General features: G+C 64.1%; 11 protein-coding genes. 6 read left to right on the forward strand and 5 right to left on the reverse strand.

The window, feature by feature from the left end; genetic code table 11:
- Positions 1–66 precede the first annotated feature (66 nt).
- Positions 67–957, reverse strand: a complete 891-nt coding sequence (locus CLU90_RS13220) for a carbohydrate ABC transporter permease (protein WP_092713738.1) — start codon at positions 955–957, stop codon at positions 67–69.
- Between the two features lie 110 nt (positions 958–1,067).
- Positions 1,068–2,339 (reverse strand): ABC transporter substrate-binding protein, encoded by a 1,272-nt coding sequence (locus CLU90_RS13225; RefSeq protein WP_092713740.1) that lies wholly within the window; start codon positions 2,337–2,339, stop codon positions 1,068–1,070.
- 293 nt (positions 2,340–2,632) lie between these two features.
- Between CLU90_RS13225 and CLU90_RS13230 the strand changes: the two genes are divergently transcribed.
- The 6 genes from CLU90_RS13230 to CLU90_RS13255 all read left to right on the forward strand — a co-directional run bounded on the left by CLU90_RS13230 (position 2,633) and on the right by CLU90_RS13255 (position 9,946).
- A complete protein-coding gene (locus tag CLU90_RS13230) occupies positions 2,633–3,625 on the forward strand; it encodes a sugar ABC transporter substrate-binding protein (RefSeq protein ID WP_100428125.1) in 993 nt (330 codons plus the stop codon).
- A 95-nt stretch (positions 3,626–3,720) separates the two neighbouring features.
- Positions 3,721–4,680 (forward strand): ABC transporter permease, encoded by a 960-nt coding sequence (locus tag CLU90_RS13235; RefSeq protein WP_046686049.1) that lies wholly within the window; start codon positions 3,721–3,723, stop codon positions 4,678–4,680.
- Positions 4,680–5,477, forward strand: coding sequence for an ATP-binding cassette domain-containing protein (locus tag CLU90_RS13240; RefSeq protein WP_100428126.1), 798 nt, complete (start codon positions 4,680–4,682; stop codon positions 5,475–5,477). The genes CLU90_RS13235 and CLU90_RS13240 overlap by 1 nt, the downstream gene beginning before the upstream one ends.
- Positions 5,470–5,925: an RbsD/FucU family protein gene (locus tag CLU90_RS13245; RefSeq protein WP_100428127.1), complete on the forward strand. Its 456-nt coding sequence runs from the start codon at positions 5,470–5,472 to the stop codon at positions 5,923–5,925. The genes CLU90_RS13240 and CLU90_RS13245 overlap by 8 nt, the downstream gene beginning before the upstream one ends.
- Positions 5,926–5,968: 43 nt before the next feature.
- Positions 5,969–8,596: a glycoside hydrolase family 32 protein gene (locus tag CLU90_RS13250; protein WP_100428128.1), complete on the forward strand. Its 2,628-nt coding sequence runs from the start codon at positions 5,969–5,971 to the stop codon at positions 8,594–8,596.
- Positions 8,597–8,698: 102 nt separating this feature from the next.
- Complete coding sequence (locus tag CLU90_RS13255) at positions 8,699–9,946, forward strand: ROK family transcriptional regulator (protein ID WP_100428129.1); 1,248 nt, start codon at positions 8,699–8,701, stop codon at positions 9,944–9,946.
- Positions 9,947–9,975: 29 nt separating this feature from the next.
- Here CLU90_RS13255 and CLU90_RS13260 read toward each other — a convergent pair whose 3' ends face one another.
- From CLU90_RS13260 to CLU90_RS13270, 3 genes are read right to left on the reverse strand one after another with little or no spacing between them, the layout of a single operon-like run.
- A complete protein-coding gene (locus tag CLU90_RS13260; RefSeq protein ID WP_092713755.1) occupies positions 9,976–10,500 on the reverse strand; it encodes a GNAT family N-acetyltransferase in 525 nt (174 codons plus the stop codon).
- A complete protein-coding gene (locus CLU90_RS13265; protein ID WP_092713757.1) occupies positions 10,497–11,015 on the reverse strand; it encodes a GNAT family N-acetyltransferase in 519 nt (172 codons plus the stop codon). Before CLU90_RS13265 ends, CLU90_RS13260 begins: the two co-directional genes overlap by 4 nt.
- A gap of 36 nt (positions 11,016–11,051) precedes the next feature.
- Positions 11,052–12,326 (reverse strand): amidohydrolase family protein, encoded by a 1,275-nt coding sequence (locus CLU90_RS13270; RefSeq protein WP_100428130.1) that lies wholly within the window; start codon positions 12,324–12,326, stop codon positions 11,052–11,054.
- Positions 12,327–12,585 lie beyond the last annotated feature (259 nt).

A 12,585-nucleotide genomic window follows, 5' to 3' on the forward strand; every position in this document is an offset into this window, starting at 1 on the left:
CATGCACAGTGAGCATCGGAGGCCGCAAATCGCGCTGCGCAGTAGGTTTGGTTAGGGTGTTCTTAGTCAGTTTTCCCATTTGGCGACCCGCTTCCAGAGTAAAGTGAAGATGACAGTCGTGGCCAGCATCATCAGCACGGCCATGCTGGACGCGTACGACACCTTGCCCATCAGGCCGATGCCCTGCGCATACGCGTACATGTCCAGGGTTTCCGTGGAGATGCCGGGGCCGCCCTTGGTCATCACGTAGATCAGGTCGAACGAGCGCAGCGACTCGACCATCTTGATGAACACGAGGCTCATGATGGGCACCTTCAGCATGGGCAGCGCGATGTAGGCATACACCTGGAGCGTGCTGGCGTAATCGAGGCGCGCCGCTTCCAGCGGTTCGCCGGGCAGGGTTTCCAGCAGCTTCAGGATGACGGCGCCGAAGAACAGGCCCCATTGCCAGATGTCGACCAGCGCCACCGCGTACAGGGCCGTGGCGGGATCGGCCAGCAGGGCCGTGCCGCCCAGGCCCACGCATTCGAGCAGCCAGTTCAAAATGCCCATCAGCGGCGAATACATGAACTTCCAGATGAAGGCGGCCGACACGCGCGGCAGCAGCACGGGCACGATCAAGAGCAGCGCGATGATGTCACGCGTGCGGCCCTTGACTTTCTCGAACAGGAACACGGCCAGCAGCACGCCGACGATCAGCGAGCCGGCCACGGTCACCACTTCCCAGATGGCCGACACTTGCACGGCATTGAGGAAGCGGCGGTCGCCGAACAGGCGGAGAAAATTGGCAAAGCCGACGTAATCGCTGTCGCTGTAGCGCAGCACGCGGTTTTGCAGGGCCAGGTTGATGGCAGCGATGCTGGGCACCAGGCCCAGTACCAGCAGGACCAGCAGCGGCAGGGTCAGGAAGACGGCCGGCAGCCAGGTGTGGCGTTTCTTGCGGATGGAGTGTGGCATAGGATGGCTTTCGAGCTTCATTTTTTCACCCAAAAGGCTAGGACCGGGGTCGGCCCCTGAGGGTCCGACCCCAGCGTTTCGCCGTTGGGGCTTGGAACCGTACTACCGCCTTATTTGCGTTTACTGGCCCGCTGCATCACCTCGGTCGCATACTCATTCGCCTCATCCAACGCGCTTTGCACGTCGCCACGCGTGCCCGTAAACACTTCCTCCAAAACGACACCCAGGTTGTCGCCGATGTCCGGCCACTCGGGGCTGGGCCAGATGGTGACGCGCGAGACGGGCGTGGTGTCCGTCAGGCCCGCCTGGATCTGCGGCTTGACGTGCTTGCGGAAGTAGTCGCTGTTGATGGTGCTGCTGCGGTTGTAGTCGCTGAAGACGTTGTCCTTCAGGCGCGCCTGCTCCTGCTCCTTGCCCGTGGCGAAGGCGATGAACTTGCCCGCCGCCTGGCGCGTGCATTCATCTTTCGCGCCGGTGGCGGAGATGGCCAGGCCGTGGCCATACGCGGCCGACGCCAGCGGCGATGGCGGACGCACGTAGCCGACCTTGTCGACCACCGAGGATTTTTTCGGGTCTTCCATCCAGTCGGCAAACGGCGTCGACTCGATCATGAAAGCCACCTTGCCCGACCTGAACGCTTCGAGCGCATTGCTCCAGTCGTAGGTGGCGCCACCGGGCGGCGAATACTTGAACAGTTCGCGGTACAGGGTGGTGGCTTTCACGGCCTGCGGCGAATTGAAGACCGGCACGCCATTGTTTTCCCACTTGCCGCCGGCGGCCAGCATGAACGGCGCCCAGCGCCACACATTCATGCCCGAGCCGCGCTGGCCCCGCGCCGCCCAGCCATACACGTTCGGCGGGCTGTTCATTTTCTTCACGGCGGCGACCAGTTCATCGAGTGTTTTCGGCACGGCGATGCCGGCCTTTTCCAGCAGGTCGCGGCGGTAGAACAGGAAATCGCTGCCGCCGATCAGGGGCGCGAAATACGCCACGCCCTTGTACGAGGCGACGGCGCGGCGGCCCGGCAGGAAGTCCTCGTAGTCGGCGTCCTTGGGCAGGTATTTGAGCAGGGGGACGACCCAGCCGGCCGTGGCGAATTCGGCCACGTTGGCTTCGTCGATGTAATAGACCTGGTAGGAGCCGGCCTTGGTGGAAGCGTCGAGCCTGGCCTTGGAGCGGCGGTCGTTTTCGCCGAAATAGCTGATTTGTACCTTGGTGCCGCTTTTCTTTTCGTACTCGGCGAGGGTCTTTTCCATCACCGTCAGGCCCAGGCTTTTTTGCGCCAGCACCTTGATCACGGGCACCGAGCAGCTTTGCGCCGAGGCGTCTGCAAACCCGGCGGACATGAGGGTGCCCCATGCAACAGCAGTCATGATTTTCATAACACGTCTCCATTTTTATAGTCCGGCGGTTTTCCACCGGTATGCCAACTATAAAAACAAAGCCCATCCGCCACCACTGCAAAAGCGGCGAGTTTTCAAATACTATTTTTCAGCAAAACGGCCTCCATGCCGGCCGCGATGGGCTGATCTTTTTTACCACACACAATATATAAAGCCGCTTGATTTATTAATTACCCGAGCGTATATTTGGCTCGGGCACCGCATTGACGGCCGCCCCCAGGCCGAGGCAATCGCCTCCCGGTAAAAAATAAATAGATTCTGGAGACAACACAATGAACGTCAAACAATGCATCGCACTGGCTATCCTGACGGCAGCCGGCGGCGCCGCCATGGCCGAGGAAGCAATCGTCGGCCTGATCACCAAGACCGATACCAACCCCTTCTTCGTGAAGATGAAAGAAGGCGCGCAGCAACGCGCAAAGCTGAAGGGCGCCAAGCTGTTGACGGCGGCCGGGCGCGCCGACGGCGACAACGCCGGCCAGGTCACGGCGATCGAGAACATGGTGGCCGCCGGCGCCAAGGCGATCATGATCACGCCGAGCGATTCGAAAGCCATCGTGCCGGCCATCAAGAAGGCGCGCGCGGCCGGCGTGCTGGTGATCGCCCTCGACAGCCCGACCGAGCCGCATGACGCCACCGATGCGCTGTTCGCCACCGACAACTACAAGGCCGGCTTGCTGATCGGCCAATACGCCAAGGCCGCCTTCGCCGGCAAGCCCGTCAAGATCGCCATGCTGGACTTGTTCCCCGGCCATCCGGTGGGGATAGCCCGCCACAACGGTTTCCTGGCCGGCTACGGCGCGCCGGGCATCAGCGCCAAGACGGTCGGGCCGGCGAAAACCGCCGACGTGGTGTGCATGGCGGACAGCTTCGGCGACCAGGGCAAGGGCCAGACGGCGATGGAAAACTGCCTGCAGAAAAATCCCGACATCAATCTCGTGTACACCATCAACGAACCGGCCGCCGCCGGCGCCTACAAGGCGCTCAAGGCCCTGGGCAAGGAAAAGAACGTGATGATCGTTTCGGTCGACGGCGGCTGCGCCGGCGTGCGCGACGTCAAGGCCGGCGTCATCGCGGCGACGGCGCAGCAGTATCCGCTGAACATGGCAGGCCTGGGCGTCGAAGCCGGCGTCGAGTACGCCAAGAACGGGAAGAAGGCCAGCGGCTACGTCGACACCGGCGTCACCCTGATCAGCGACAAGCAGCAAGCGGGCGTCGAGAGCCGCGACACGACGTTCGGCCTGAACTCCTGCTGGGGTAAATAAATCCACGCAAGCAGCCGCGTTCGGCAAGGCTGCCTGCCTTGCCGGCGCGCGGCCGCCTGCGCGTCGCCTTTTCCCCTCTTGAATATGGATAACAGATGCGTTCCACCGTTCCGACATTTATGCCGCCGCTCTCTAAACTGGGTCCGGTCATTGCCCTGCTCGCCGCCTGCGTGTTCTTTGCGTCGCAAAGCGACCGCTTCCTCAGCAGCCAGAATTTTTCCCTGATCTTGCAGCAAGTCATGGTCGTCGGCATCATCGCCATCGGCCAGACCCTGATCATCCTGACCGCCGGCATCGACCTGTCCTGCGGCATGGCCATGGCCCTGGGCTCGGTCATCATGACCAAATTCGCCGTCGACCTCGGCATGAACCCCTATCTCGCGATCGGGTGCGGCATCGCCGTCACCGTGCTGATCGGCTTCATCAACGGCGCGCTGGTCACCTCGATCAAGCTGCCGGCGTTTATCGTCACGCTGGGCACGATGAACATTGCCTTCGCCGTCACGCAGCTGTACTCGCAGGCCCAGACCGTCACCGGCCTGCCGGAAGCGATGGGATTTTTCGGCAACACCTTCCAGCTCGGCCAGGCCACCTTTACCTACGGCACCGTGCTGATGCTGGGCATGTACGTGCTGACCTGGCTGTACCTGCGCGAGACCGCGCCCGGCCGCCACCTCTACGCCGTCGGCAACAATCCGGAAGCGGCCCGCCTGACCGGCATCGCCACGAATAAAGTTTTGCTGGGCGTCTACATGATCGCCGGGATGTGCTACGGCATCGCCGCGCTGATGTCCGTGGCGCGCATGGGCGTGGGTGACCCGCAGGGCGGCCAGACCGACAACCTCGACAGCATCACCGCCGTCGTGCTCGGCGGCACCAGCCTGTTCGGCGGGCGCGGCTCGATCATGGGCACCCTGGTCGGCGTGCTGATCGTCGGCGTGTTCCGCAACGGCCTGACTTTGATGGGCGTGTCCTCGGTGTACCAGATCCTGGTGACGGGCATCCTGGTCATCCTGGCCGTGGCCACCGATCAACTGACACACAAGAAAGGTTGATGAACATGAAAACGCATGTGCAAGCCGTATTCCAGGCCCGCGGCCTGGTCAAGCGCTACGGCAGCGTGACCGCGCTCGACGGCACCGATTTTGATTTGTTGCCGGGCGAGATACTCGCCGTGATCGGCGACAACGGCGCCGGCAAATCCTCGCTGATCAAGGCCCTGTCAGGCGCCCTCGTCCCGGACGAAGGCGAGATGCTGCTCGACGGCAAGCCACTCCACCTCAAGTCGCCGATCGACGCCCGCCGCTACGGCATCGAGACGGTGTACCAGGACCTGGCGGTGGCGCCGGCCATGACGATCGCCGAGAACCTGTTCCTCGGCCGCGAACTGCTGCGCAAGGGCATGCTGTCGCGGTTTTTGCGCCTGATCGACAAGAAGAGCATGCTGGCCGAGGCGGAAGCCCATATGCGCGATTTGAAAATCGGCATCCGTTCGATGAAGCAAGCCGTCGGCACCCTGTCGGGCGGCCAGCGCCAGGGCGTGGCCGTGGCGCGCAGCACGGCGTTTGCCAGGCATGTCGTGATACTTGATGAACCAACCGCCGCACTCGGCGTAAAGGAGGGCAATATGGTACTGGAACTGATACGCAACGTGCGCGAGCGCGGCCTGCCGGTGATTTTGATCAGCCACAACATGCCGCACGTGTTCGAAATCGCCGACCGCATCCACGTGCAACGCCTGGGCAAGCGCGTCGCCGTGCTGAACCCGAAGCACATCAGCATGTCCGACACCGTGGCGGTGATGACGGGCGCCAAGAGCGCCGAAGACTTTCCGGAGGAAGCCCATGCTTAAGGGAATCGATCCGCTGCTCAGCCCGGAATTGCTGAAGATCCTGTGCGAAATGGGCCATGGCGAGGAAATCGTGCTGGTCGATGCCAACTTCACCAGCCAGACCCTGGGCCAGGGCAAGCCGCTGGTGCGCCTGCCCGGCATCGGCCTGCAGCGCGCCAGCGCGGCGCTGCTGTCGGTGTTTCCGCTCGACGCCATGGTGGACCAGCCGGTCGCCTTCATGAAGGTATGCCACACCGCCGACGGCTATCTGTCGGCGCTGCAGCGCACCATGCTCGAGCAGATCGCCGCCAGCGGCGCCGCCACGCCCGAGCAATGCGAGGCGGTCGAGCGCTTCGCCTTCTACGAACGCGTCAAGGGCGCCTACGCCATCGTGCAGACCGGCGAAATGCAACCGTACGCCAATTTCCTGTTCAAGAAGGGTGTGATCAGCGATCCGCTGGCGGGCTGAGGAACGTGCAGCCGGAATAAAACATAAAATATAAGGAGACAGCATGTCAAAGCACTTCCCTGTTCTCGCCTCTTGCCTTACCACCCTGCTGGTGGGCTGCAGCGGCGGCAACGACAGCGACAGCGGACCGCCGCAGTCCAGCCACCTGGAAACCTACCGTCCCCAGCTCTCGTACACCGCCGCCAAAAACTGGCTGAACGATCCGAACGGACTGGTCTATCACGACGGCGAATACCACCTGTTCTACCAGTACAACCCGAACGGCAATACCTGGGGCGACATGTCCTGGGGCCACGCCGTCAGCACCGACCTGCTGCACTGGAACGAGCTGCCCGTCGCCCTGACGGCCGAAAAAGACGCCGGCGGCAAGCTCACGCAAATGTTCTTCTCCGGCAGCGTGGTGGTGGACACCAACAATATCAGCGGCCTTGGCAGCGCCGGCAATCCTGCCATGGTGGCCGTCTACACCAGCGTGTACCCGCAAGGAAAAACGCTGGCCAACGGCCAGGTGCTCGCCCCCAATACCCAGGCCCAGTCCATCGCCTACAGCCTGGACCGTGGCCGCACGTGGACGCAGTACGCCGCCAACCCGGTGATTGCCGCGCCACCGGCCCCGTTTGAAACCGAAGGGCAGAATTTCCGCGATCCCAAAGTCTTCTGGTATGCGCCGGAGCAAAAATGGGTCATGGTTGCGGTGGCCTCGGAGAAGCACCAGGCGCTGCTGTTCTCATCCAAGAACCTGCGCGACTGGACCTACATGAGCGCCTTTGGCCCGGCCAACGCGGTCGGCGGCATCTGGGAATGTCCTGACCTGTTCGAGCTGCCCGTCGATGGCGACGCCAGCAAACGCAAATGGGTAATGAACATCAACATCAACCCCGGCTCGGTGGCCGGTGGTTCCGGGGCGCATTATTTTGTGGGGAAATTCGACGGTACGCGCTTTGTGGCCGACGCCAGCAGCGTGATCGACAAGAAGCCCCCCACGGGCACCGTCTACCAGGACTTTGAAGCGGCCAGCTTCGATGCCACCGGCTGGACCTCGACGGGCGACTTTGCGGGCAAGACGCCCGTGGTCCCCTCGCATGGCGTGGCCGACAACCAGGGCAGCCAGTTGCTCGACACCTACCGGCTGGGCAAGGATGACGGCGCCACGGGCACGCTCACCTCGCCCGCCTTTACCGTCACCAGCAAGTACATCAATCTGATGGTCGGCGGCGGGCGCCATCCGCGACTGGCCGGTGCGGGCGACGGCACGGTGCCTGCGGGAACCCTGCTGTTCCCGGGCGCCGGTTTTGAAGGCCCGGCCAATGCCACCTACGCCGACCTGGGCTGGACGCCCGCCGGCGACCTGGTGGGGCAAAAGGTTGCCGCCGGAAGCGACGCCGACCGGCAAGCGGCAGCCGGCAAGCTGGGCGCGGGTGTGTTCAATTCCTTCTTCGGGGCTGGCGACACGCCCAAGGGCAGCCTGACGTCGCCCACCTTCACCATCTCCAGGGCCTATATCAACTTCCTCATCGGCGGCGGCAACCATCCCTATGACAGCCCCAATCCGACGGCGGTGGTGCTCAAGGTCAACGGCAAGGTCGTGCGCAGCGCCACCGGGGCGGAATCCGAACTGAACTGGACAAACTGGGACGTGCGCGAGTTCGCCGGACAGCAGGCCCAGATCGTCATCATCGACGACAACGACGGGGCCTGGGGACACCTGCTTGCCGACGTGTTCGAGGCCTCGGACCAGCCGGCCAAGCCCGTCAGCGATGAAACGACGGTCAACCTGCTGGTCAACGGCCAGGTGGTCAAAAGCGCAACCGGCGCCAATTCGGAAACCCTGAACTGGCGCAGCTGGAACGTGGACGCCTACCGGGGCAAGAGCGCGCAGATCCAGGTGGTGGACAACAACACGGGCGGCTGGGGCCATATCCTGGTCGACCATATCGTCTTTTCGGACAGCGCCAAGGAAGAAGCCAACTGGCTCGACTACGGCGCCGACTTCTATGCCGCCGTGACCTGGAACGGCATACCCGATGGCAAGCGCATCGGCCTGGGCTGGATGAGCAACTGGGACTACGCTGGCAACACGCCCACCACCCCATGGCGCAGCGCCCAGACCTTCGCCCGGGAATTCACGCTGCGCACCATAGCCGGCCAGGCGCGGCTGGTGCAGCAGCCGGTGGACAACTTCAGCACACTGCGCAGCAAAGCGCTGTACAGCGCCCAGGACCGTTCCGTGGCCGCCGGCGTGCAAGCGCTGGCTATCTCTCCCGCCCCGGGCCAGGCCCTGGACATCGTGGCCAGGTTCCAGCCGGGCAGCGCCACCGGTTTTGGCCTGAAGGTGCGCACCGGCGCGAATGGCGAAGAAACCGTCATCGGCTATGACGCGGTGGCCGGCGAGGTCTACATCGACCGCAGCAAATCGGGCGACGCCAGCTTCAAGGCCAGCTTTGCCGCCCGCCATACCGCCCCGCTGCCCCTGCGCACCGGCACGGTGGACCTGCGCATCGTGGTCGATACCTCGTCGGTAATGGTATTTGCGGGCAACGAGGTGGTGTTGACCGACCAGATCTTTCCGCAACCATCCAGCAACGGCGTCGCGCTGTTCGCCGTGGGCGGCGCGGCAACGCTGAAAGATCTGACGATATGGCCTTTGAAGTCGATCTGGGCCAGGCGCTAACGCTGCACGGAAGCTCCAGCATCCGGAGCTCCACTGGCGGGGCGGCGCAGATGTAATAAAATGTCCTTCTTTTACGCCTGTAGAAACCGGACCCGCCCCGCCATGCCAGACAGCTTTACCGAAGAGGCGCCCGCGCCGCAAGCAGCCATCAATGATGTGCCATGGCTGCAGCCGCGCGGCTCGAACCAGATGGGCATGAGCCAGTTCAACGAGCGGGTGGTGCTGCAGGCCGTGCGCTTGCACGGCAGCATGCCGAAGGCCGACCTGGCCCGGCTGACCAACCTGAGCACGCAAACGGTTTCCCTGATCATCAACCGCCTGCTGGACGACGGCCTGGTCAGCAAGCGCGCGCCCGTGCGCGGCAAGGTCGGCCAGCCGTCGGTGCCCATCATGCTCAATCCGGACGGCGCCTTCTCGATCGGCATCAAGATCGGCCGGCGCAGCCTCGACGTGTTGCTGGTCGATTTCGTCGGCAAGACGCGCGAGCGCCTGTCGTTTCCCTATTCCTTTCCCGTCCCCGACACCGTGTTCGGCCAGATCGAGTCGGCGCTCACAAGCATGGCCGTGCTGCTGGGACCGAAGTTGCTGCCGCGCCTGTGCGGCGTCGGCATCGCCGCGCCGCTGGGCTTGGGCGGCTGGCAGAATCTGCTCGAGATGGCGCCGGAGCAGGCCAACGCGTGGGACAGCATCGACATCGGCCAGCGCGTGCAAACGATGACGGCGTTGCCGGTCGAGTTCGCCAAGGATACGGCCGCCGCCTGCGTCGCCGAACTGGTGCTGGGGCGCGGGCGCAGCATCAAGAACTTCCTGTACATCTTCGTCGACATCTTCATCGGCGGCGGCCTGGTCATCAACAGCCATTTGCACAGCGGCCTGCACGGCAACGCCGGCGCGGTCGGCTCCTTGCCGCTCGGCATGGCCACGGCCGGCGCCAGGCATCCGCCGGGCCAGTTGCTGGGCGACGCTTCCCTGTTCAACCTCGAGCAGTTGTACACCCTGGCCGGGCTGGACCCGGCCGCCGCCCACGACGGGCGCGCGCTGCAGGAACCGTTCATCACGCACACCGTGGCATGGCTCGACGACGCGGCGCGGGCCATCGCACTGAGCATCACCAGCGCCACCTGCCTGCTCGACCTGGAGGGGGTGATTATCGACGGCTCCTTCGACCGCGGCCTGCTCGAACAGTTGCTGGTCCAGGTCGAGCGCGCGCTGGAATGCTATAGCTGGGAGGGCATCGCCCGGCCGCAGGTGCTCGGCGGCACCGTCGGCTCCGACGCGCGCGCCGTGGGCGGCGCCTTCCTGCCCCTGTACGCGCATTTCGCGCCAGACCGCGACCTGTTCCTCAAGTAAAGGTCCTGTCGCGCTATTTTCTAGAGAGATTAAGGAAAACTCTTGCGATAGATATTGATGTCCTTGCCAACGATGGGCTGGCGCGAAAAGCGTTCGAAGCGCAAACCGAGCTTGTTGATCAGGTTGATCGAAGGCTGGTTCTGCGGCGACACAAGGCCATACACCGCCGGCAGGCACAGCACGTCGCGCGCATGGCGCAGCACGCTAGCTGCCGCCTCCCAGGCCAGGCCCTGGCCGCAGTACGCGGGCAGCAGCGCGTAGCCGATATCGGGACCCGGCATGGTGGCGCGCTTGATCAGGCCGCACATGCCGATCGCCACGCCATCGCCACGGTGCTCGACGATATAGAAAGAGTAGCCGAGTTCCTGCTGCTGCGCGATCGGGCCCGTTTCCAGCGCCGCGCGCGCCGCGTCCACGGTGTGGATGTGGCGGTCGCCGATGGTGGCCAGCCAGGTCGGCTCGTTCACCAGCCCGAGGAAAAACGCCCCATCATCGACGCTGGCGGTACGCAGACGCAGACGGGACGTCTCGATCACAGTGACAGCGCCGCTCATGCCGGCCACTGCATCGGGTCGGTCAGCAGCTGGTACATCACGTAGGCGTCGACATAGCCGAGCTGCGCGTGGCGGTAGGCCAGCGGCAAGGTGGCGACAACCGTGAAGCCCAGTTTTTTCCACAGGGTGACGGCGGCCAGGTTGGTGCTGACGACGAAATTGAACTGCATCGCCAGGTAGCCCGCGCGGCGCGCTTCTTCCATGCAGTGCACGCCCAGCAGGCGGCCCACGCCGACGCCCTGCGCGGCCGGGTCGACCATGAACGAGGCATTGGCCACGTGCGAACCATGGCCAGGCTGGTTCGCCACCAGCTTGTACATGCCCAGCAGGCGCTCGCTGCCCATCACGGCGACAAAGCTTTGCACGCCGGGACCGAACCAGTAGGCGTGGCATGCTTCGCGCGTCGTGTCGGCGGGGAAGGGATAGGTGTCGCCGCCGGCCACCAAGGTCTGGAAGATCGGCCACATGGCGTCGAAGTCGGCTTCGCAGGCCGGGCGGATATCAATTTCTTTCAAGGCGGTGCTCCCGATAACAAGTGATGGCTGATTGTATCAGCGGCCCAGGCGGAAGTTCACGCTGTCCGGACGCCCCGGCAAGTGCAGGCGCGATTGCGCGCGCGGCGCCTCGCTGACGATTTTCCCGCGGCGCAGCACCAGGCGCCGCGCCGCGCGCAGACGCAGCGCTTCCACGGTGCTGCCGCAATCGAGGATCAGCAAATCCGCATGGCAGCCCGGCGCGATGCCGTAGCCGTCGAGACCCAGGATGGTCGCCGGCGTCTCGGTGACGGCCAGGAAGCAGTCGTGCATCGCTTGCTGGCCCGTCATCTGCGCCACGTGCAGCCCCATGTGCGCCACTTCCAGCATGTCGCCCGAACCGAGGCTGTACCACGGGTCCATCACACAGTCGTGGCCAAACGCGACGGGGATGCCGGCGGCCAGCATTTCGGGCACGCGCGTCATGCCGCGCCGCTTCGGATACGTATCGTGGCGCGCCTGCAGGGTGATGTTGATGAGGGGATTGGCGATGGCCGCCACGCCCGCCTCGCGGATCAGCGGCAGCAGCTTGCTCACATAATAATTGTCCATCGAATGCATGGACGTCAGGTGCGAACCCGTCACCCTGCCCTGCATGCCAAGGCGCTGGCTGTGGAAGGCCAGGGTTTCGATGTGGCGCGACAGCGGGTCGTCCGACTCGTCGCAATGCATGTCGACCATCAGGCCCCGCTCGCAGGCGAATTCGCACAACAGGCGCACGGATTCCGCGCCGTCGGCCATGGTGCGCTCGAAATGCGGGATGCCGCCCACCACATCGACGCCCATGGCGATCGCGCGTTTCAGATTGTCGAAGGCGCCGGCGCTGCGCAGGATGCCGTCCTGCGGAAAGGCCACCAGCTGCAAATCGAGATACGGCGCCACTTGCCGCTTGACGTCGAGCAGCGCTTCCACGGCCAGCAGGCGCGGATCGCAGATATCCACGTGCGAGCGGATGGCCAGCAAGCCGCGCGCCACGGCCCAGTCGCAATACTGCAAGGCCCGTTCGATCAGCGCATCCTGCGTCAGCTGCGGTTTCAGTTCGCCCCACAACGCGATGCCTTCGAGCAGGGTGCCGGACGCGTTCACGCGCGGCAAGCCATAGCTGAGCGTGGCGTCCATGTGGAAGTGGGCGTCGACGAACGGCGGCGTGACGAGGTCGCCGGCGGCGTCGATCTCTTGCGCGCCCCGCACGGGCAAGGCGGGGCCGACGGCGGCGATGCGGCCGCCCTCGATGGCGATATCGATGGCGCGGCGCCCGTCGGGCAGGCTGACATTGCGGATGACAAGGTCCATGCGGACACTCCTTCGGTTGACTACGGTACCTGGCGCTTCGAGTAGATTGTCCTCTTGGCTTGCTCAAGGATGCTGCGGTGCACGAATATCGTCACTATCAAAAGCGTAGCCATAGATTCCCTGACAACGCTTTGCGCACGCGCAAACTTTTGGCAAATGCTGCCAGGCGCATGAATACCAGCATGCACGGGGCACACGCCCTTGAGAAAATAGCTTTCAACTAACTCGAATCACCGCTAGAATATTCATATTGCGTTGC

This window comes from Janthinobacterium sp. 67 (assembly GCF_002797895.1).
In the GTDB taxonomy this organism is placed as follows: Bacteria; Pseudomonadota; Gammaproteobacteria; order Burkholderiales; family Burkholderiaceae_D; genus Janthinobacterium.

Coding starts and splice junctions, on each gene's coding strand:
- CLU90_RS13220 (WP_092713738.1), bottom strand. CDS start 957: ATGCCACACTCCATCCGCAAGAAACGCCACACCTGGCTGCCGGCCGTC.
- CLU90_RS13225 (WP_092713740.1), bottom strand. CDS start 2,339: ATGAAAATCATGACTGCTGTTGCATGGGGCACCCTCATGTCCGCCGGG.
- CLU90_RS13230 (WP_100428125.1), top strand. CDS start 2,633: ATGAACGTCAAACAATGCATCGCACTGGCTATCCTGACGGCAGCCGGC.
- CLU90_RS13235 (WP_046686049.1), top strand. CDS start 3,721: ATGCGTTCCACCGTTCCGACATTTATGCCGCCGCTCTCTAAACTGGGT.
- CLU90_RS13240 (WP_100428126.1), top strand. CDS start 4,680: ATGAACATGAAAACGCATGTGCAAGCCGTATTCCAGGCCCGCGGCCTG.
- CLU90_RS13245 (WP_100428127.1), top strand. CDS start 5,470: ATGCTTAAGGGAATCGATCCGCTGCTCAGCCCGGAATTGCTGAAGATC.
- CLU90_RS13250 (WP_100428128.1), top strand. CDS start 5,969: ATGTCAAAGCACTTCCCTGTTCTCGCCTCTTGCCTTACCACCCTGCTG.
- CLU90_RS13255 (WP_100428129.1), top strand. CDS start 8,699: ATGCCAGACAGCTTTACCGAAGAGGCGCCCGCGCCGCAAGCAGCCATC.
- CLU90_RS13260 (WP_092713755.1), bottom strand. CDS start 10,500: ATGAGCGGCGCTGTCACTGTGATCGAGACGTCCCGTCTGCGTCTGCGT.
- CLU90_RS13270 (WP_100428130.1), bottom strand. CDS start 12,326: ATGGACCTTGTCATCCGCAATGTCAGCCTGCCCGACGGGCGCCGCGCC.